This window comes from Erwinia sp. B116 (assembly GCF_002865965.1).
Classification (GTDB): Bacteria; Pseudomonadota; Gammaproteobacteria; order Enterobacterales; family Enterobacteriaceae; genus Erwinia.
In genome coordinates, this window is the sequence record NZ_JRZZ01000018.1 from 55,406 (window position 1) to 75,125 (window position 19,720).

At 59.3% G+C, this 19,720-nt stretch carries 16 protein-coding genes; 8 read left to right on the top strand and 8 right to left on the bottom strand.

Annotated features, from left to right (window positions below; translation table 11 throughout):
- Nucleotides 1-244: 244 nt before the first annotated feature.
- Nucleotides 245-790 carry an oligoribonuclease gene (gene orn, locus NV64_RS13730; protein ID WP_101506119.1) on the bottom strand — a complete coding sequence of 182 codons (546 nt, stop codon included), beginning with the start codon at nt 788-790 and terminating at the stop codon, nt 245-247.
- 102 nt (nt 791-892) lie between these two features.
- On the opposite strand from orn, the gene rsgA reads away from it, so the two are divergent.
- The 3 genes from rsgA to mscM all read left to right on the top strand — a co-directional run bounded on the left by rsgA (nt 893) and on the right by mscM (nt 6,291).
- The gene (rsgA, locus tag NV64_RS13735; RefSeq protein WP_056235380.1) at nt 893-1,954 is read left to right on the top strand and encodes a small ribosomal subunit biogenesis GTPase RsgA; all 1,062 of its coding nucleotides are present in this window, start codon (nt 893-895) and stop codon (nt 1,952-1,954) included.
- A 92-nt stretch (nt 1,955-2,046) separates the two neighbouring features.
- The gene (asd, locus tag NV64_RS13740) at nt 2,047-2,946 is read left to right on the top strand and encodes an archaetidylserine decarboxylase (protein WP_056235377.1); all 900 of its coding nucleotides are present in this window, start codon (nt 2,047-2,049) and stop codon (nt 2,944-2,946) included.
- A gap of 9 nt (nt 2,947-2,955) precedes the next feature.
- On the top strand, nt 2,956-6,291 hold the full coding sequence (gene mscM / locus NV64_RS13745) for a miniconductance mechanosensitive channel MscM (protein WP_056235374.1): 3,336 nt from the start codon (nt 2,956-2,958) through the stop codon (nt 6,289-6,291).
- A gap of 117 nt (nt 6,292-6,408) precedes the next feature.
- On the opposite strand, the gene epmA is transcribed toward mscM, so the two are convergent.
- On the bottom strand, nt 6,409-7,386 hold the full coding sequence (gene epmA, locus NV64_RS13750; protein ID WP_056235370.1) for an elongation factor P--(R)-beta-lysine ligase: 978 nt from the start codon (nt 7,384-7,386) through the stop codon (nt 6,409-6,411).
- A 163-nt stretch (nt 7,387-7,549) separates the two neighbouring features.
- On the opposite strand from epmA, the gene NV64_RS13755 reads away from it, so the two are divergent.
- Nucleotides 7,550-8,074: a lipocalin family protein gene (locus tag NV64_RS13755; RefSeq protein WP_056235367.1), complete on the top strand. Its 525-nt coding sequence runs from the start codon at nt 7,550-7,552 to the stop codon at nt 8,072-8,074.
- Nucleotides 8,075-8,114: 40 nt separating this feature from the next.
- Here NV64_RS13755 and NV64_RS13760 read toward each other — a convergent pair whose 3' ends face one another.
- Nucleotides 8,115-8,246: an entericidin A/B family lipoprotein gene (locus tag NV64_RS13760; RefSeq protein ID WP_101506120.1), complete on the bottom strand. Its 132-nt coding sequence runs from the start codon at nt 8,244-8,246 to the stop codon at nt 8,115-8,117.
- Between the two features lie 163 nt (nt 8,247-8,409).
- Nucleotides 8,410-8,976 (bottom strand): elongation factor P, encoded by a 567-nt coding sequence (efp, locus tag NV64_RS13765; protein WP_056235362.1) that lies wholly within the window; start codon nt 8,974-8,976, stop codon nt 8,410-8,412.
- Nucleotides 8,977-9,017: 41 nt separating this feature from the next.
- Here efp and epmB point away from each other — a divergent pair, with 41 nt between their 5' ends.
- Complete coding sequence (epmB, locus tag NV64_RS13770; RefSeq protein WP_056235358.1) at nt 9,018-10,046, top strand: EF-P beta-lysylation protein EpmB; 1,029 nt, start codon at nt 9,018-9,020, stop codon at nt 10,044-10,046.
- Between the two features lie 697 nt (nt 10,047-10,743).
- Here the strand turns inward: epmB and NV64_RS13775 are convergent.
- The 4 genes from NV64_RS13775 to NV64_RS13790 all read right to left on the bottom strand — a co-directional run bounded on the left by NV64_RS13775 (nt 10,744) and on the right by NV64_RS13790 (nt 14,025).
- Nucleotides 10,744-11,091 carry a DUF4156 domain-containing protein gene (locus NV64_RS13775; RefSeq protein WP_056236363.1) on the bottom strand — a complete coding sequence of 116 codons (348 nt, stop codon included), beginning with the start codon at nt 11,089-11,091 and terminating at the stop codon, nt 10,744-10,746.
- A gap of 252 nt (nt 11,092-11,343) precedes the next feature.
- Entirely contained in the window at nt 11,344-12,990 is a 1,647-nt protein-coding gene (gene groL, locus NV64_RS13780; RefSeq protein ID WP_056235355.1) for a chaperonin GroEL, read from the bottom strand.
- Between the two features lie 46 nt (nt 12,991-13,036).
- Complete coding sequence (locus NV64_RS13785) at nt 13,037-13,330, bottom strand: co-chaperone GroES (RefSeq protein WP_056235352.1); 294 nt, start codon at nt 13,328-13,330, stop codon at nt 13,037-13,039.
- A gap of 233 nt (nt 13,331-13,563) precedes the next feature.
- Nucleotides 13,564-14,025 (bottom strand): FxsA family protein, encoded by a 462-nt coding sequence (locus tag NV64_RS13790; RefSeq protein ID WP_056235350.1) that lies wholly within the window; start codon nt 14,023-14,025, stop codon nt 13,564-13,566.
- Between the two features lie 454 nt (nt 14,026-14,479).
- Here NV64_RS13790 and aspA point away from each other — a divergent pair, with 454 nt between their 5' ends.
- From aspA to dsbD, 3 genes are all read left to right on the top strand, one after another.
- Complete coding sequence (aspA, locus tag NV64_RS13795) at nt 14,480-15,913, top strand: aspartate ammonia-lyase (RefSeq protein WP_056235347.1); 1,434 nt, start codon at nt 14,480-14,482, stop codon at nt 15,911-15,913.
- A 116-nt stretch (nt 15,914-16,029) separates the two neighbouring features.
- Nucleotides 16,030-17,331, top strand: a complete 1,302-nt coding sequence (locus tag NV64_RS13800) for an anaerobic C4-dicarboxylate transporter (RefSeq protein WP_101506121.1) — start codon at nt 16,030-16,032, stop codon at nt 17,329-17,331.
- Between the two features lie 402 nt (nt 17,332-17,733).
- A complete protein-coding gene (gene dsbD / locus NV64_RS13810; RefSeq protein ID WP_056235341.1) occupies nt 17,734-19,698 on the top strand; it encodes a protein-disulfide reductase DsbD in 1,965 nt (654 codons plus the stop codon).
- The last annotated feature ends 22 nt before the right edge of the window (nt 19,699-19,720 follow it).

The window sequence follows — 19,720 nt, forward strand, 5'->3', positions numbered from 1 at the left end:
AGGGGTCGTAACGATGAATTTTCTCACCGGTACGGGGAGCGCATTATACGGAGTTTCCTTACCCCTGCAACCCCTCGTGCAAAAAAAATTTCATAAAACCGTTCGGTCGGCTGTTTTTCCACCACCCTGAGTCATTTCTGACTCAGGATGAATGAAGCACGGCATGCGGCAGTCAGTTCTGGCCTTACGCCGCCACCTCCCTCGCTACACGTACCCGCCCGTCAGCCTTCCCCTGCCCGGCCGCTTACAGCTGAATAAAGTGCTCGCGGTAGTAAGCAAGTTCGGCCACCGACTCGCGGATGTCGTCCATCGCCTGATGGCTGCCCTGCTTTTTAAAACCGGGCAGGATCTCAGGCTTCCAGCGGCGCGCCAGCTCTTTCAGGGTGCTGACGTCGAGGTAACGGTAGTGGAAGTAGGCTTCCAGCTCCGGCATATATTTGAACAGGAAACGGCGATCCTGGCCGATACTGTTGCCGCAGATCGGAGAGGTATTGGCCGGTGCCCACTGTTTGAGGAACTCAATGGTCGCCAGCTCGGCAGCGCGATCGTCAACCTGGCTGGCCTTCACCCGCTCAACCAGGCCACTGTTGGTGTGGGTACGCACGTTCCACTCGTCCATCAGCGCCAGCTGAGCGTCCGACTGATGCACGGCAAACACCGGCCCCTCCGCGAGAATATTCAGGTCGGCATCGGTCACCAGAGTGGCGATCTCAATAATACGATCCTGCTCCGGGTCCAGCCCGGTCATCTCAAGATCGATCCAAATCAGGTTATTTGCATTAGCAGTCATAGTGCGTCTCACGGTAGCCAGAGCGGCATTGTCTCAATTTAGCGTGTATGATAGACGTTTTGCCCGCGAAGGGCGAAATATGCCGTAACCGTGTGAGGAACAGTGACTAAAAACAAACTATCCAAAGGTCAGCAACGTCGCGTGAGTGCCAACCACGATCGTCGCCTGAAGCAGCGTGCCGATAAACCCGAGCCGGATGACAGCCTGTTTGGTGAAGCACGTGATGGCGTGGTGATCAGCCGTTTTGGTATGCATGCCGACGTTGAAGACGCGGACGGTTCGGTGCACCGCTGTAATATCCGCCGGACCATTCGTTCGCTGGTCACCGGCGACCGCGTGCTGTGGCGCCCCGGCGTTGAGGGCGGCGCCACGGTCAAAGGCATTGTTGAAGCCGTGCATGAGCGTACCTCGGTGCTGACCCGCCCCGACTTCTACGACGGCGTAAAACCGATTGCCGCCAACATTAACCAGATTGTGGTGGTGTCGGCGATTCTGCCGGAGCTGTCGCTGAACATTATCGACAGGTATCTGGTGGCCTGCGAAACGCTGGGCGTCGAACCGCTGCTGGTGCTGAATAAAACCGACCTGCTGGACGACGAAGCCCGCGCTTTTGTCGACGAGCAGATGAATATCTACCGCCATATCGGCTACCCGGTGCTGATGGTATCGAGCTACCGCAAAGAGGGCCTGGCCGAGCTGGAACAGGCGCTGGCTGGCCGTATCAGCATCTTTGCCGGCCAGTCCGGCGTCGGTAAATCCAGCCTGCTGAACGCGCTGCTGGGGCTGGAGCTGGGTAATAATGAGATCCTGACCAACGACGTGTCAGACGTCTCCGGCCTCGGCCAGCACACCACCACCGCTTCGCGCCTGTATCACTTCCCGCACGGTGGTGACGTGATCGACTCCCCTGGCGTGCGTGAATTCGGTTTATGGCACCTGGAGCCGGAACAAATCACCCGCGGATTTGTCGAATTCCGTGACTATCTGGGTGGTTGTAAATTCCGCGACTGCAAGCACGACACCGATCCCGGCTGTGCCATCCGCGAAGCGGTGGATAAAGGCGAGATCGACGAGTCCCGCTTCGTCAACTATCACCAGATTCTGGAAACGATGGCTGAAGTGCAGGCAAAAACCCGCCGCAATTTCACCAGCGACAAAGACTGACGGCGCTGCCGGGGCGGCCATAGCCTTAACCCCCCGGCGCTGCTACAATCCGCCCCCTTTTCTCTTTTGCTGTCTTAAGCCAGGAGGCTCACGTGTTAGATCGTATTAAACTCGGCCTGAATAACTTACTGCCGAAACAAGCCCTGACTGAACTGGCCGGCTGGGGAGCCAGCAAACGCGCCGGCTGGCTGACGAAAGCGGTGATCGACGCTTTCGTCTGGTTCTATAAGGTCGATATGAAAGAGGCGCAGAAGCCGGATACCGCCAGCTATCGCACGTTTAACGACTTTTTCGTCCGCCCGCTGCGCGACGATGCCCGCCCGCTGAATACCGATCCTAACCAGCTGATCCTGCCGGCAGACGGTGCCATCAGCCAGCTGGGCCGCATTGAAGGCGACCAGATTTTCCAGGCCAAAGGCCATACCTACTCGCTGGAAGCGCTGCTGGCCGGTCAGGCCGCGATGGTGGATCTGTTCCGTGACGGCGAGTTCGTTACCACCTATCTGGCACCGCGCGACTACCACCGCGTGCATATGCCGTGCAACGGCATCCTGCGCGAGATGATCTACGTGCCGGGCGATCTCTACTCGGTGAATCCGTTGACCGCGCAGAACATCCCGAACCTGTTTGCCCGTAACGAGCGTGTCATCTGCCTGTTCGATACTGAGTTCGGTCCGCTGGCGCAGATCCTGGTCGGTGCCACCATCGTCGGCAGCATTGAGACCGTCTGGGCCGGTACCGTCACCCCACCGCGTGAAGGCGTGATCAAACGCTGGAGCTGGCCGGGTGCCGAAGAAGAGGGCTCCGTGGTGCTGCTGAAAGGCCAGGAGATGGGCCGCTTCAAGCTCGGTTCTACGGTGATTAACCTGTTCGCCGCGGGCAAAGTCCAGCTGGCAGAAAGCCTGGCGGCGGAGAGCAAAACCCGCCTCGGCGAACCGCTGGCCATTGCACTGCAAAAAGAGAGTGCGGAAGATGTTCTCCACCACCCATAGCAGGCCGCCATGTTACGTCTGATCCCTGCCCTGTTACTCGGCTGGAGCCTGCTCCAGCCGGTGTACGCCGCCAGCCTGCCCGATGCTACACAGGTCGGGCAGCAGCTTGAAGAAGCCAAAGCCGATAAATCCGCCGCCGGCCAGACCGATCGGGTCGAAGCGCTGCAGTCCACCCTTAACGCGCTGGACGAGCGTAAGCAGTCGCTGGCGCGTACTGCCGAATACCAGCAGGTTATCGACGACTTCCCGAAACTGACCCGCGAACTGCGTCAGCAGATTGCCGGACTGACCGACGGCAGTAAAGCGCCCCGCGCCAGTATGAGCGCCGCCGAGCTGGATCAGGAGATCCTGCAGGTGAGCAGCCAGCTGCTGGAGGAGCGCCGCCAGGCGCAGCAGGAGCAGGATCGCGCCCGGGAAATCAGCGATTCGCTTTCGCAGCTGCCGCAGCAGCAGAGCGAAGCCCGCCGCAGCCTGAACGAGATCGAACGCCGCCTGCAGGGGCAGCCCACAGCCAACACGCCGCTGGGCCAGGCTCAGTTAGCCGCCCGTCAGGCGGAATCTGCCGCACAGAAGGCGCGGGTGGATGAGCTGGAGCTGGCGCAGCTCTCCGCCAACAACCGTCAGGAGCTGGCGCGTATGCGTGCCGAGGTGCACCAGCGCACCGCCAGCCAGATGGACAGCTACCTGCAGGATCTGCGTAACCTGCAGAACAGCCAGCGCCAGCGGGAAGCCGAAACCGCGCTGGCCCGCACCGAACAGCTGGCGGAGAACAGCGGCGACCTGCCTGCCGGGATTGCCGAGCAGTTCCGCGTCAACCGCGAGCTCTCCGCCGCGCTGAACCAACAGGCGCAGCGGCTGGACCTGGTGGCCTCGCAGCAGCGCACCGCCGCCAACCAGACCCTGCAGGTGCGCCAGGCGCTGAGCACCATTCGTGAACAGTCGCAGTGGCTGGGCGTCTCTAACGTGCTCGGTGAAGCGCTACGCGCGCAGGTCGCGCGCCTGCCGGATATACCGAAACCGCAGCAGCTGGACAGCGAAATGGGTGAGCTGCGCGTCCAGCGTCTGAAGTATGAGGATCTGCTGGAACACCAGCAGACGCTGCGCCAGCTGCGCCAGGACGACAACAGTAACCTGACCACAGAGCAGCGGCGCATTCTTGACGCGCAGCTGAAAACCCAGCGCGAGCTGCTGACCTCGCTGCTCTCCGGCTGCGACAATCTGATTCTGGAAGTGACCAAGCTGAAGGTCGGCAACACCCAGCTGGTGGACGCGCTGAACGAAGTGAAAGAGGCCGCCCACCGCTACCTGTTCTGGACCGCCGACGTCAGCGCTATCGGCTTCAGCTTCCCGCTGGATCTGGCGCGCGACCTGCAGAAGCTGCTGTCGCTGGATACGCTGGGCCAGCTGGGCGGTGCGCTGGTGATGATGGTCACCAGCCGGGAGACGGTGCTGCCGCTGCTCGGAGCCGTGCTGCTGGTCGGCTTCAGCCTCAGCTCACGCCGCCACTTCCGCCGCTTCCTCGAACGGGCCTCCGGCAAGGTCGGCAAGGTGACGCTGGACCACTTCAGCCTGACGCTGCGCACCGTCTTCTGGTCGATCCTCGTGGCGCTGCCGCTGCCGGTGCTGTGGGCGGCGCTGGGCTACGGCTTACAGCACGCCTGGCCCTACCCGCTGGCGGTAGCGATTGGCGACGGCGTCACCGCCAGCGTCCCGCTGCTGTGGGCATTTATGATCAGCGCCACCTTTGCCCGTTCGCAGGGGCTGTTTATCGTCCACTTCCGCTGGCCGCAGGCCCGCGTGGCGCGGGCGATGCGCTTCTACACGCTGTGCGTCGGGCTGGTCGTGCCGTTGATCATGCTGCTGATCGCCTTCGACAACCTCGAAGAGCGCCAGTTCTCACCGACGCTCGGCCGCGTCTGCTTTATTCTGATCTGCGGCGCGCTTAGCCTGGTGACCGTCAGCCTGAAACGCGCCGGCATCCCGCTGCACCTTGATAAAGAGGGCAACGGCGAGAACGTGATCAATAACATCCTGTGGAACGTGATGATCGCCATTCCGCTGGTGGCGGCACTGGCCTCGTGCATCGGCTATCTGGCTACCGCCCAGGCGCTGCTGGCGCGGTTAGAGACCTCGGTAGCGATCTGGTTCCTGCTGCTGGTGATCTACCACATTATCCGCCGCTGGATGCTGATCCAGCGGCGTAAAATCGCCTTTGACCGCGCCCGCCAGCGCCGTGCAGAGATCCTCGCCCAGCGCGCGCGCGGCGAAGAGGATCTGGCCGCCCAGCAGAGCGCGGCGGACAGCATCGATGTTGAAGAGCCGGTGATCGACCTCGATGCGATCAGCGCCCAGTCGCTGCGGCTGGTGCGTTCGATCCTGACGTTAATCGCGCTGGTGTCGGTGATCGTGCTGTGGTCAGAGATCCATTCGGCGTTTGGCTTCCTCGAAAACATCCGCCTGTGGGACGTCAGCACCACCGTGCAGGGCGTTGAGAGCCTGCAACCGATCACCCTCGGTTCGGTGCTGATCGCGATTCTGGTGCTGATTATCACCACTCAGCTGGTGCGCAATATGCCCGCCCTGCTTGAGCTGGCGCTGCTGCAGCACATCAGCCTGACGCCGGGCACCGGCTACGCTATCACCACCATCACCAAATATGTGCTGGTGCTGGTGGGCGGGCTGGTCGGCTTCTCGATGATCGGCGTTGACTGGTCGAAGCTGCAGTGGCTGGTGGCGGGTTTAACGCTGGGGCTGGGCTTCGGGCTGCAGGAGATCTTCGCTAACTTCGTCTCCGGCCTGATTATCCTGTTTGAGAAACCGATCCGTATCGGCGATACCGTGACCATCCGCGATCTGACCGGCAGCATCACCCGCATCAACACCCGTGCCACCACCATCACCGACTGGGACCGCAAAGAGATTATCGTGCCGAACAAGGCCTTTATCACCGAGCAGTTCGTCAACTGGTCGCTGTCGGACTCGGTGACCCGCGTGGTGCTGACCATTCCGGCGTCTGCCGAGGCCAACAGTGAGGAAGTGACCAACGTGCTGATGACGGCGGCACAGCGCTGCTCGTACGTGCTGGACACGCCGCCGCCGGAAGCCTTCCTGGTGGACCTGCAGCAGGGTATTCAGCTGTTTGAGCTGCGTATTCACGCCGCCGAGATGGGCCACCGCATGCCGCTGCGCCATGAGCTGCATCAGCTGATCCTGCGCGGCTATCAGGAGCACAATCTGGAGATGCCGTTCCCACCGTTCCAGGTGCGTATGGAGACGCTGGGTCGCAAAACGCCGGCCAGCAACGGTGCGCCGGCGGCACGCAACTACAAATCAGGTGGACTGTAACCGGGATGGCCGCAATGCTGCCGCGGCATAGCCACCGCTGAGCAGCGCCCGTCGGGCGTTTTGGGCAGGTGTTTTAGTGAGGCGCGATTGTCCGCGCCTCACTTATTTCTGCTGGCGTCAGCTGCGATCGACGCTGAACGCAATCACTTCACTGAGTTGTTCGGCCTTCAGCGCCAGCATCACGATACGATCGACGCCCAGCGCCACGCCGGAGCTCTCCGGCATGCCGTGGCTCAGCGCATCCAGCAGATTGGTATCCACCGGCTGCACCGGCAGGCCGGCGGCGGCGCGCTTGCGGTTATCCTGCTCAAAGCGCATACGCTGTTCGCGACTGTCGGTCAGTTCGCGGAAGCCGTTGGCCAGCTCCATTCCCCTGAAGTAGACCTCAAAACGTTCCGCCACCCGGTGATCTTCGGTACTGATCTCCGCCAGCGACGCCTGGGTAGCCGGGAAGTGATAGACAAACGCCGGCTTATCCAGGCCAATCTGCGGCTCCACGCCGAGCATAAACAGCAGCTGCAGCAGCGTATCGCGATCCTCTTCGCGGTGGGCCAGATCCCCTGCTCCCAGCTTCTCCGCCGCTTCACGCAGCTGCGCCTTATCGGCAGAGAGCGGGTCAAGCTCCAGATGGCGCAAAAACGCCTGCTGATAGGAGAGCGTTTCCGCCGGCGCGCACTCCAGCACCTGCTGCAGCAGGTCGTCCACCTCGTTCATCAGGCGGTACATATCGTAGTGCGGGCGATACCACTCCAGCATGGTGAATTCCGGGTTGTGGTGACGCCCCATCTCTTCATTACGAAAACTGCGGCACAGCTGATAGATCGGGCCGCTGCCCGCCGCCAGCAGGCGCTTCATATGGTATTCCGGGCTGGTCATCAGATAGAGATCGAGCCCGTCGGAGGCTCCTGGCCCGACAAACCGCGTCTGAAAAGGGAACAGATGAACGTCGGTCACCGTCGCCTGGCTCATCGCCGGGGTTTCTACTTCCAGCACGCCACGATCGGCAAAGAAGCGCCGGATTTCAGCCATAATCGCCGCACGCTTTAATAAATTGGCGATGGGTGCACTTGGCATCCAGCTGGCCGTATCGCTCATCTTTTCTACTCCGGAATCAGTCAGGGGCAGGAAGTCTACCTGTCCGTGCTGCAACACACAATTCTGCGCGACATATAAAGCGCTGCCGCCGTGCGCGGTGCGGAGAGCTGTTTTTGCCAGCAGCCGCTATACTCAAAAAAATAATCAGGAAAAGGAAGGATTTATGTCACTGTGGAAAATGCTTACCGCGGGCGCCGGTGCGCTGCTGTCGGTGGCCTGCGCCCCCACCCCTCCGCAGGGCGTGACGCCGGTCAATAACTTTGACAGCGAGCGCTACCTCGGACGCTGGTATGAGATCGCCCGGCTGGATCACCGTTTTGAGCGCGGGCTGGAGCAGGTCACCGCCAGCTACAGCAAGCGTGATGACGGCGGGCTGAAGGTGGTTAACCGCGGTTATAATGTGAAGAAACAGCGCTGGCAGGAAAGTGAAGGTAAAGCCTACTTCACCGGGCCAACGGACCGGGCGGCGCTGAAGGTGTCGTTCTTTGGGCCGTTTTACGGCGGCTATAACGTTATCGCGCTGGATAAAAACTATCAGCATGCGCTGATCTGTGGGCCAAACCGTGACTATCTGTGGATTTTATCGCGTACGCCGCAGCTGGATGCCGGGGTAAAAGCGGAGCTGGTGGCTAAGGCACGCGGAGCAGGATTCGAGGTGGATAAACTGATCTGGGTTCGCCAGCTCTAGCCAGCATGGCCGGTGCGCAGGCACCGGCCCGTCAAACTGTTTACTGGGTGCTTTTCTGAATGGCTTTGCCACCGGCCTCAACGTCTTCACCCACACCACGCGTAGTGTTACAGGCGGTTAATATCGATGAGAGCAGCAGCACAGAAATTACAGCAAGAATACTTTTCTTCATAACAATGTCCTTTTATTCAGAGTTAAAGTACAGCAGTTAAAGCATAGCCGTAATTTTCCCGTGCGCCTGGCGGAGCGGGAGGAAATGTGAACAGGATGAAGAAACCGGGCGGGAACAGAGCAGGACTCAAAGCCCGGCAACGCCGGGCTCTGCGAATTCAGGCTTATTTAACGCGTGAAACGTATTCGCCAGAACGGGTATCAACTTTAATCACTTCACCAATCTGCACGAACAGTGGCACTTTAACCACGGCGCCGGTGCTCAGGGTGGCTGGCTTGCCGCCGGTACCGGCAGTATCGCCTTTCAGGCCTGGGTCAGTATCGGTGATTTCCAGCTCAACGAAGTTCGGTGGCTGCACGGCAATAGGACGGCCGTTCCACAGGGTCACGATGCACTCGGCGTTGTCCAGCAGCCATTTTGCCGCTTCGCCAACGGTTTTCTCTTCAACAGGGTGCTGTTCGAAGGTTTCCGGGTGCATAAAGTGGAAGAACTCACCGTCGTTGTACAGGTAGTTCAGGTTGGTATCAACCACGTCAGCGCCTTCAGCAGAGTCGGTAGACTTGAAGGTTTTCTCAACGCGGGTACCGGTCAGCAGGCGACGCATTTTAACGCGAGCGAATGCCTGGCCTTTGCCTGGCTTAACGAACTCGCTTGATTCGATCGCATAAGGCTCGCTTTCGAACATGATTTTAAGACCGGGACGGAAATCGTTGCTAGAATAAGTCGCCATAAAGGCCCTCTACAATTTATTACTGGTACTAAGCCAAAAAAATGGCACACATTGTAACCCTAAAACCCCCCGTCCGAGAAGATTGGTTACATCAACTTGCCGATGTAATCACCGATCCCGATGAATTATTGCAGCTTTTAGCGCTGCAAAACCACCCGGAGCTGGCTTCTGGTGCCGGTGCCCGTCGTCTTTTCGCACTCAGGGTGCCGCGCGCGTTTGCGGCACGCATGCAAAGGGGCGATCCGCACGATCCTTTACTGCTGCAGGTGATCACCTCACAGCAGGAGTTTGTCGACGCGCCGGGTTACAGTACCGATCCGCTCGATGAGCAGAGCAGCGTGGTGCCGGGTCTGTTACATAAATATCGCAATCGTGCGCTGTTACTGGTTAAGGGCGGCTGCGCCGTTAACTGTCGTTACTGCTTCCGCCGCCATTTTCCCTATGCGGATAATCAGGGCAACAAGCGTAACTGGCAGCAGGCGCTAGAGTATATCCGACAGCAGCCGGAACTGGATGAGATTATTTTCTCCGGCGGTGACCCGCTGATGGCGAAAGATCACGAGCTGGACTGGTTGATCGGCGAACTGGAGCAGATCCCGCACCTGAAACGGCTGCGCATTCACAGCCGCCTGCCGGTGGTTATTCCAAAACGCATCACCGAAGCGCTGTGCCAGCGGCTGGCGCAGTCGCGGCTGCAGGTGCTGATGGTCACCCATATCAACCACGCCAACGAGATCGACGACGATCTGCGCGACGGTATGCGCATGCTGAAGCGCGCCGGGGTCACGCTGCTCAACCAGAGCGTGCTGCTGCGCGGCATCAATGACGATGCCACCACGCTGGCGGCACTGAGCAATGCGCTGTTTGACGCCGGCATCCTGCCTTACTACCTGCACGTACTGGATAAAGTACAGGGAGCCGCGCACTTTTATGTGCCCGACGTGCAGGCGCGGGCCATCGTGCGTGAGCTGCTGGCAAAGGTGTCCGGCTATATGGTGCCGAAGCTGGCGCGGGAGATTGGCGGAGAGCCGAGTAAAACGCCGTTAGATTTGCAGCTGCGCCAGGAATAGTGCCCGTGCTCTAAGCAAGCAGACACGCGGTACCCAGCGAGAAGTTGCTGCCGGTTCCGGTGCCCGGCGTATCGGGTATATCCGGAACGCGGACACGCCACGAGTCCGTCCATGGAGGCTCGGCGCCGGCCATCCATGGCCGTCGACGGTCCGCTAACCCGGATATACCCGATTGCCCGATAGTTGGGGTGTGGCTGCCTCAGAATGTCACCCCACAAGCGCCAACAGGCCACCAGCAGAGCCGACGACGCAGAACGCAAGACGATGGGAGCCTGTCACCGTGCCAGCAGGCGACCAGCAGACAACACAGAACGTTAAGCGATGGGAGCCTGTACACGTAGCAAAGCATCGCGGGCCAGGGAAGGCCCGCGCTGAGCTGTCAGGGATGACGTTTTTTGCGTCTTTGCGCAGTGTACAGGCTCCCTGAGCCAGCCCCCCAGTTAACAGGCGACCAGCAGGCAACTCAGAACGTAAAGCGATGGGAGCCTGTACACGAAGCAAAGCATCGCGGGCCAGGGAAGGCCCGCGCTGAGCTGTCAGGGATGACGTTTTTTGCGTCTTTGCGGAGTGTACAGGCCCCTGAGCCAGCCCCCCAGTTAACAGGCGACCAGCAGGCAACGCTGAACGTGAAGCGAAGGGAGCCTGTCACAGCGTCAACAGGCGAGAAGACAACCTGACAGTCTTCAGATGAGTGCCGTTACGGGCACTTATACACCTGGCCGCTCATCTTGCTGTCCAGCGGGGCGAAGCTTGACCAGATGTTCTGGGTTGGGCTGGTTGCGCCGTAAATCACGTTACCGCCCAGCTCTGCCGCACGGTTACGCAGATCGTTGGCCGCGCCGCGCAGCGAGCTGCCTTCACCACCGGTGCCGGTAAACCAGTTGCTCTGGCTGCCGGTAACGTTACCCAACAGCTGGCACTGGCTGGACGGCTGCTGATCGACAAAGCTGACCTGCTGCCCGGCGGCCGACAGACCGTTGGACGAACTGCTGCAACCCGCCAGCATCACGGCGGCAAACGAGAGTCCCAGAACCTTGATACGCATTTTAATCCCCATGTTTTTTCATCTGAGTCAGGCCGAAGCGTAACAGAAATCTAAGAAAAGTCCTGTTCATTCTTTGCCTTACGCTGGCCGCTATTGGTCAGGTGGTAATCTGTGCTCTTACTTATACCTTTTTAGCCGGTAAAAGAGAAACAGAGCTTATCGGCATCCGGCGCACAAAAGCAAACGGCCTGCCAGTCATAGACTGGCAGGCCGTTCAGGTGTATTCCCGGCACACGACCGGGAACAGGGCGATTACATCATGCCGCCCATGCCACCCATGCCGCCCATACCACCGCCTGCACCCAAGTCTGGTGCATCACCCTTCGGCAGGTCGGTAACCATGCACTCGGTGGTGATCATCAGGCCAGCCACAGAGGCCGCGTACTGCAGGGCAGAACGGGTCACTTTGGTTGGATCCAGGATACCGAAAGCGATCATATCGCCGTACTCTTCGGTCTGCGCGTTGTAGCCGTAGTTGCCTTCACCCGCTTTCACGGTGTTAGCCACAACAGATGGCTCTTCACCGGCGTTAGATACGATCTGACGCAGTGGAGATTCCATTGCACGCAGTGCAACTTTGATACCGACGTTCTGGTCTTCGTTCTGACCACGCAGTTCGCCCAGTTTAGAGGCTACGCGCACCAGCGCCACGCCACCACCGGCAACCACGCCTTCTTCTACCGCTGCACGGGTTGCGTGCAGGGCATCTTCAACGCGGGCTTTCTTCTCTTTCATCTCAACTTCAGTTGCTGCGCCAACTTTCAGTACGGCTACGCCGCCTGCCAGTTTCGCTACGCGCTCCTGCAGTTTTTCACGATCGTAGTCAGAGGTCGCTTCTTCGATCTGCTGACGGATCTGGGTAACGCGGCCAGAGATGTTCGCCTGGTCGCCGGTACCGTCGATGATGGTGGTGTTGTCTTTGTTGATCACCACACGTTTAGCCTGACCCAGATCTTCCAGGGTGGCTTTTTCCAGCTCCATGCCGATCTCTTCAGAGATCACGGTACCACCGGTCAGCACAGCGATATCCTGCAGCATCGCTTTACGACGATCGCCGAAGCCAGGGGCTTTAACCGCAGCCACTTTCACGATGCCGCGCATGGTGTTCACGACCAGAGTCGCCAGCGCTTCGCCTTCCACGTCTTCTGCGATGATCAGCAGTGGTTTACCGGCTTTAGCAACGGCTTCCAGCACTGGCAGCATTTCACGGATGTTGGAGATCTTCTTGTCAGCCAGCAGGATGAACGGAGATTCCAGCTCAACTGCACCGGTTTCTGGCTTGTTGATGAAGTACGGGGACAGGTAGCCACGGTCGAACTGCATACCTTCAACCACGTCCAGCTCGTCCTGCAGGCCGGTGCCTTCTTCAACGGTGATCACGCCTTCTTTGCCAACTTTTTCCATCGCCTGAGCAATCAGTTCGCCCACGGTTTCGTCGGAGTTAGCAGAGATGGTACCTACCTGAGCAATGGCTTTAGAGTCAGAGCAAGGGACAGACAGTTTTTTCAGCTCTTCAACCGCAGCGATAACCGCTTTATCGATGCCGCGCTTCAGGTCCATCGGGTTCATGCCGGCGGCAACTGCGCGCAGGCCTTCAGTGATGATTGACTGAGCCAGTACGGTCGCGGTGGTGGTGCCGTCACCGGCAGCATCGTTCGCTTTAGAGGCGACTTCCTTCACCATCTGTGCGCCCATGTTTTCGAACTTGTCTTCCAGCTCGATTTCACGCGCTACAGACACACCATCTTTGGTGATGGTCGGTGCACCAAAAGATTTATCCAGGACCACGTTACGGCCTTTCGGACCCAGGGTAACTTTTACTGCATCTGCCAGTACGTTCACACCGCGCAGCATTTTTACGCGCGCGTCATTACCGAATTTTACGTCTTTAGCTGCCATTTTCTCTCTTCCCTTAAATTTTTATGTTCAGTGAGTTACGCGTTAATTACGCTTCAACGATCGCCAGGATGTCGTTTTCAGAGATGATCAGCACTTCTTCGCCGTCGATCTTCTCAGTCTTCGCGCCGTAACCTTCGCTGAAGATCACCACGTCGCCAACCTTAACGTCCAGCGGCTTCACTTCGCCATTTTCCAGGATGCGGCCGTTACCGACTGCCAGAACTTCCGCACGGGTTGATTTACCCGCAGCAGAACCGGTCAGCACGATGCCGCCAGCAGATTTAGATTCAACTTCTTTACGCTTAACAATCACACGGTCGTGTAATGGACGAATTTTCATTGATAGCTCTCCTTTGAGAAGTCCAATCAGGCATTGTTGGGATGAACCGGGCAACGGGCAACCGGCCTCGTGACGAATGAGATAGGGCCGGGGGGGGCGGCTTTCAAGGGCCGGCGATAAAAATTTTTACCGTTACGGCAAAACGGCGTTTTTCTGGTCTATTTGCGCACAACTACACAAAAAAAGACGGCGCGCCGGTTGAGGGGCGCGCCGCAGCAGAACGACTGAGAGATTTAGCGTGGTTTATCGTCGCTGTCGTCATGCTCAATCAGGCGGGTCTCTTTACGCTGATACTCACCGTCAACGGTAAAGCCGGCACTGCGGGTGCCCGCCCCGCCCCACACCCGCAGGTGTGGCATCAGCCGTAAGGTCAGGATCTTCTGCACCGGCGGCAGCAGCAGCAACAGCCCGATAAAGTCGGTGAAGAAGCCCGGCAGCAGCAGCAGGAACCCCGCCAGCACCAGCGAGACGCTTTTAATCATCTCGGCGGCCGGGCTCTCACCGGCGTTCATCTTCTGCTGCATCAGCATGAAATTCTTCATGCCCTGGTTCTTCACCAGCGAGATACCGATGCAGGAGGTGAAAATCACCAGCAGCATGGTCAGCAGTACGCCCAGCACGTGGGCGACCTGGATAAAGAGCGAAATCTCGATCCACACCAGGGCAAAAATAACTAACAACGGTAACCAGCGCACCGGTCTCTCCTGTATTTGTTGCCGCTCCGCCTGAGGCAGAACAGCATAAAATGGCGATCGTCACGATCCTGAGTATAAGAGATGGGCACGACCGGTGCCGTTTTCAACCGGATATGTGGAAATTCATTCGCCGGATCCTTTTGTCGCGGCTATCACCTATGATGGTAACGGGTTCACGCGCGCCATCATTTAAGTGATCTGCGTTACGCTTTTGCACTGTAGCCGAATATGATCGTGCTGGCGTGCTGGCAAACGGATAAAATGTTGCTACCGGTGTTCCACGGCCCGGTAATACCCCGTAACGCAGCAGAAATATGGTGATTGTTGCTGACATTTTAGACAAGGGGGGTGCGCAGGATGGGCATTGCCCTGGCCGTCAGCCGGTGACTGAGATTTTGCGTTGCAGGCGCTTAAATTGTGATGATTTTCCGGCAGTTCTGACAAGAAGGTTCTCATGGCTAATAACATTCGTATCGAAGAAGACCTGTTAGGTATCCGCGAAGTACCGGCCGATGCCTACTACGGTGTTCATACTCTGCGTGCGATTGAAAATTTCTACATCAGTAACAGCAAGATCAGTGACATCCCCGAGTTCGTTCGCGGCATGGTGATGGTGAAAAAAGCGGCTGCGCTGGCCAACAAAGAATTACAAACCATCCCGCGCAACGTGGCAAACGCCATTATCAGCGCCTGCGATGAAGTGCTGCTGAACGGCAAATGCATGGACCAGTTCCCCATCGACGTCTATCAGGGCGGCGCAGGCACCTCGGTCAACATGAACACCAATGAAGTGCTGGCTAACATCGGCCTGGAGCTGATGGGTCACCAGAAAGGGGAATACCAGTTCCTCAACCCGAATGACCACGTCAATAAATGCCAGTCCACCAACGATGCCTACCCGACCGGTTTCCGCATCGCGGTCTACAGCTCGATCCTGACGCTGCTGGAGGCGATTGGCAAACTGAGCGAAGGCTTCCAGCGTAAAGCGGTGGAGTTCGACACCATCCTTAAGATGGGCCGTACCCAGCTGCAGGACGCGGTACCGATGACCCTCGGCCAGGAGTTCCACGCGTTCAACGTGCTGCTGAACGAAGAGATCCGCAGCATTCTGCGCACCGGCGAACTGCTGCTGGAAGTGAACCTCGGCGCCACCGCTATCGGTACCCGCCTGAACACCCCGGATGGCTATCAGCAGCTGGCGGTGCAGAAGCTGGCGGAAGTCAGCGGCCTGGCGTGCGTGCCGGCGGAAGATCTGATCGAAGCCACTTCCGACTGCGGTGCCTACGTGATGGTGCACAGCTCGCTGAAACGCCTGGCGGTGAAACTGTCGAAAATCTGTAACGACCTGCGCCTGCTCTCCTCCGGCCCGCGCGCTGGCCTGAACGAAATCAACCTGCCTGAGCTGCAGGCAGGTTCCTCGATCATGCCCGCCAAGGTTAACCCGGTGGTGCCGGAAGTGGTCAATCAGGTGTGCTTCAAGGTGATCGGCAACGACATCACCGTCACCATGGCCTCCGAAGCCGGTCAGCTGCAGCTGAACGTAATGGAACCGGTGATTGGTCAGGCGCTGTTTGAGTCGATCCATATCCTGACCAACGCCTGCCACAACCTGCTGGAGAAATGCATCGACGGCATCACCGCCAACCGTGCGGTGTGTGAAGCCTACGTGTTTAACTCGATCGGCATCGTGACTTACCTTAACCCGTATATCGGCCACCACAACGGTGACATCGTCGGTAAAATTTGTGCGGAAACCGGTAAGAGCGTGCGGGAAGTGGTGCTGGAGCGCGGTCTGCTGACCGAAAGCGAGCTGGACGACATCTTCTCCACCCAGAACCTGATGTTCCCGGTGTACAAAGCCAAACGCTACACCGATGACAACGAATAACAGTCAGCGCGAATAATGCTCAAGGGCACGTAGGTTTATCACCACGTGCCCTTTTTCTTTTTGCCCGATACAGATTTTTAACCTTTTATTTTCAATATTTTTAAGGAGCGCGGACTATGTTGTTTCCCGAGTTAATGGTGGTGCTGATCGCCATCTGGCTGGGTGCCCGGTTAGGGGGTATCGGCATCGGCTTTGCCGGCGGATTTGGCGTGCTGGTGTTAACGCTGGTGTTTCAAATCAAACCCGGGGCCATCCCCTTCGATGTGATTGAAATCATTATGGCGGTGATCGCCGCGATTGCCGCGATGCAGATCGCCGGCGGTATGGATTACCTGGTCAGCCTGGCGGAACGCCTGTTGCGCCGCCATCCGCGCTATATCACCCTGCTGGCACCGCTGGTCACCTACGGTATGACGCTGCTGGCCGGCACCGGGCACACCGCTTTCTCCACCCTGCCGGTGATCGCCGAAGTGGCTAAAGAGCAGGGCGTGCGTCCGTCGCGCCCGCTGTCGATCGCCGTAGTCGCGTCGCAGATCGCCATTACCGCCTCGCCAATCTCCGCGGCGGTGGTATTTATGGCCGCGCTGCTGGAGCCGAAAGGCATCAGCTACCTGGCGCTGCTGGCGGTGGCGATCCCCTCCACCATGGTGGCAATATTTCTGGCGGCGCTGGTGACCAGCTTCCTCGGCGGAGAGCTGAAGGATGACCCGGTGTATCAGGCGCGGCTGGCAAAGGGCGAAATCACCCTGCGCGGTGCCAGCAAGTTCGAAGCGAAGCCCGGTGCGAAACGCGCCGTGCTGCTGTTCCTGCTCGGCATTATCGCGGTAGTCGGTTACGCCACCGCGATCAGCGATGCGGTAGGGCTAATCAGCAACCCGGTGCTGCCGCGTAACGAGGCGATCGTGGTGTTTATGCTGACGGTGGCGATGCTAATCTGCTTTTGCTGCAAAATTGACTGCGGCGAGATCCTCAGCGCCAGCACCTTCAAATCGGGCATGAGCGCCTGCATCTGCGTAATGGGCGTCGCCTGGCTGGGGGATACCTTCGTGAAGGCGCACCTCAGCGAAATCCAGGGCGCGGCCGGCCAGCTGCTCAACGACTACCCGTGGATGCTGGCGGTGGTGCTGTTCTTCGCCTCCACCCTGCTCTACTCGCAGGCCGCCACGACCAAGGCGCTGATGCCCGCCGCGCTGCTGCTGGGCGTGTCTCCCCTCACCGCCGTCGCTTCCTTTGCCGCAGTCTCCGCGCTGTTTGTGCTGCCAACCTACCCGACGCTGCTGGCGGCGGTAGAGATGGACGACACCGGCTCAACGCGCATCGGACGTTTTGTGTTTAACCACTCGTTCCTGATCCCCGGCACGCTGGCGATCGTGCTGTCAGTGGCGTTTGGCTTCCTGGTGGGTCACCCGGTGCTGTAGTCGCCCGGAGTCGGGCCGGGTGACACCGGCTCTGCTCCCTGTCAGTGCCGCAACATTTGTCTCACCGATAGATTCACCTCCATCGCAGTCGCCACCGACATGGACTCTGACTCTGACTCTGACTCTGACTCTGACTCTGACTCTGACTCTGACTCTGACTCTGACTCTGACTCTGACTCTGGCATCAGCATCGGCCCGCAGGGCCCCGCATTCGCCTTAAATCTTCTTAATTTTCTGCATTTCAGTCATCAACTCTGGTCGTTACATCCTGAAAAAGTTACCGTCATCGCATCATGCTATCATTCGCCCATTCAGTATAAGGAACGTCCGGCCGGCCTCGGTTTCATCGTCTGAGCTGGCGGGCTTATTCACCGCGTCAGCAAGGATTAAGAGAACATCTTTATGGCTCAGCGCCTGATCACCCCCCTTTTGCTGCTGCTCAGCCTGCTGTGCAGCACTACCGCCAGCGCCTCATTATTTGGCCCGAAGAACAACAGCCAGTTTGTGCCGTCCAGCCAGGCGTTTGCCTTTGATTTCAGCCAGCAGGAGCGCCAGCTGACCCTCAACTGGCAGGTTAAACCCGGCTATTACCTCTATCGCCAGCAGATCAAAATCAGCGTACAGGGTGCTACCCTGGCGCAGTGGAGCCTGCCCGCCGGCGAGCCTCACGAAGATGAGTTTTACGGTAAAACCGAGATCTACCCGAACAACCTGACCCTGCCGTTTAACGTACTGCAGGCGGCCAGCGGCGCAGAGATGAGCGTCACCTGGCAGGGCTGTGCCGCCGCCGGTTTCTGCTACCCGCCGGAGACGCGTATCGTGCCGCTGAACGCGGTGGCAGACGCAGGAGCAGCAAACAGTGCCACTGCGGGCAGCCCCCCAACATCCGGGAATTCTGCACTCCACTCCTCCCCTGCTGAAGAGGTCACCAGCAGCGATCCGACTTCATCAGTGCCGGTATCGCCCACGGCTACTGGCCCGTCAGGCGCTTCCTCTGATAGTCAGCCCACTGCCGGAAGTGCTGCTGCGAGTCGTGTCATGCCTGGCAGCACAGCGCCTCAAGCGGCTGGCGACACATCTGCTGCAGCCGAACATAACGTTTCATCCGCGCCTGACCCCGTCTCCGCCCCGCTGCCCTTCTCCCCGCTGTGGGCACTGCTGATCGGCATCGGCGTGGCCTTTACCCCCTGCGTGCTGCCGATGTACCCGCTGATCTCCGGCATCATCCTCGGCGGCAACCGCCGCTACGGCATGAAGCGGCTGTTTGCGCTGGCGATGGTCTACGTACAGGGGATGGCGCTGACCTACACGCTGATGGGCATCGTAGTCGCCGCGGCCGGGCTGCGCTTCCAGGCCGCCCTGCAGGCCCCTGCGGTGCTGATCGGCCTGTCGGCACTGTTTATCCTGCTGGCGCTGTCGATGTTCGGCCTGTTCAGCCTGCAGCTGCCCTCCTCGCTGCAGACCCGGCTGACGCTGTGGAGCAACCGCCAGCAGGGCGGCTCGCTGCCGGGAGTATTCCTGATGGGCGCGCTGGCCGGGCTGATCTGTTCGCCCTGCACCACCGCGCCGCTCAGCGCCATCCTGCTGTATATCGCCCAGAGCGGCAATATGCTGGCCGGTGCCGGCACCCTCTACCTCTATGCGCTGGGCATGGGCCTGCCGCTGGTGCTGATCACCCTGTTTGGCAGCCGCGTACTGCCGAAAAGCGGCCCGTGGATGCAGACGGTCAAAGAGGGCTTTGGCTTTGTGATTCTGGCGCTGCCGGTGTTCCTGCTGGAGCGGGTGATCGGCGATGCCTGGGGGCTACGCCTGTGGAGCCTGCTTGGCGTAGCGTTCTTCGGCTGGGCGTTTATCACCAGCCTGAACAGCCCGCGCGGCTGGCGACGGGTGCTGCAGATCCTGCTGCTGGGCGCGATGCTGATCGCCGCCCGTCCGCTACAGGACTGGGCGTTCGGTGCGCCGCAGACGGCGGCCAGCGCCGCGCATATTAACTTTACCCCGGTCAGCACCACGCAACAGCTTGATCGGCAGCTGCAGCAGGCGCAGGGACGCATCAGCATGCTCGACCTTTACGCCGACTGGTGCGTGGCCTGTAAAGAGTTTGAGAAGTACACCTTCAGCGACGCGGCGGTGCAGCAGACGCTGAAAAATATGCAGCTGCTGCAGGCGAACGTCACCGCTAACAACGCGACAGACGGCGCGCTGTTACAGCATCTGCAGGTGCTCGGGCTGCCAACCATCCTGTTCTTTGACGCGCAGGGCCGGGAGATCCCCGGATCGCGCGTGACCGGCTTTATGCGGCCCGCAGCGTTTAACGCGCATTTGCAGAAACTGGCCGACTCAGCAACACTAAGGTCTCAACCCTGACCGAGAGTCCGAGATAAGGAGC

Bases quoted from the DNA above. Each gene is read 5' to 3' on its own strand.
- orn (WP_101506119.1), bottom strand. From the start codon at position 790: ATGACTGCTAATGCAAATAACCTGATTTGGATCGATCTTGAGATGACC.
- mscM (WP_056235374.1), top strand. From the start codon at position 2,956: ATGTTACGTCTGATCCCTGCCCTGTTACTCGGCTGGAGCCTGCTCCAG.
- epmA (WP_056235370.1), bottom strand. From the start codon at position 7,386: ATGAGCGATACGGCCAGCTGGATGCCAAGTGCACCCATCGCCAATTTA.
- NV64_RS13755 (WP_056235367.1), top strand. From the start codon at position 7,550: ATGTCACTGTGGAAAATGCTTACCGCGGGCGCCGGTGCGCTGCTGTCG.
- NV64_RS13760 (WP_101506120.1), bottom strand. From the start codon at position 8,246: ATGAAGAAAAGTATTCTTGCTGTAATTTCTGTGCTGCTGCTCTCATCG.
- efp (WP_056235362.1), bottom strand. From the start codon at position 8,976: ATGGCGACTTATTCTAGCAACGATTTCCGTCCCGGTCTTAAAATCATG.
- epmB (WP_056235358.1), top strand. From the start codon at position 9,018: ATGGCACACATTGTAACCCTAAAACCCCCCGTCCGAGAAGATTGGTTA.
- NV64_RS13775 (WP_056236363.1), bottom strand. From the start codon at position 11,091: ATGCGTATCAAGGTTCTGGGACTCTCGTTTGCCGCCGTGATGCTGGCG.
- groL (WP_056235355.1), bottom strand. From the start codon at position 12,990: ATGGCAGCTAAAGACGTAAAATTCGGTAATGACGCGCGCGTAAAAATG.
- NV64_RS13785 (WP_056235352.1), bottom strand. From the start codon at position 13,330: ATGAAAATTCGTCCATTACACGACCGTGTGATTGTTAAGCGTAAAGAA.
- aspA (WP_056235347.1), top strand. From the start codon at position 14,480: ATGGCTAATAACATTCGTATCGAAGAAGACCTGTTAGGTATCCGCGAA.
- NV64_RS13800 (WP_101506121.1), top strand. From the start codon at position 16,030: ATGTTGTTTCCCGAGTTAATGGTGGTGCTGATCGCCATCTGGCTGGGT.
- dsbD (WP_056235341.1), top strand. From the start codon at position 17,734: ATGGCTCAGCGCCTGATCACCCCCCTTTTGCTGCTGCTCAGCCTGCTG.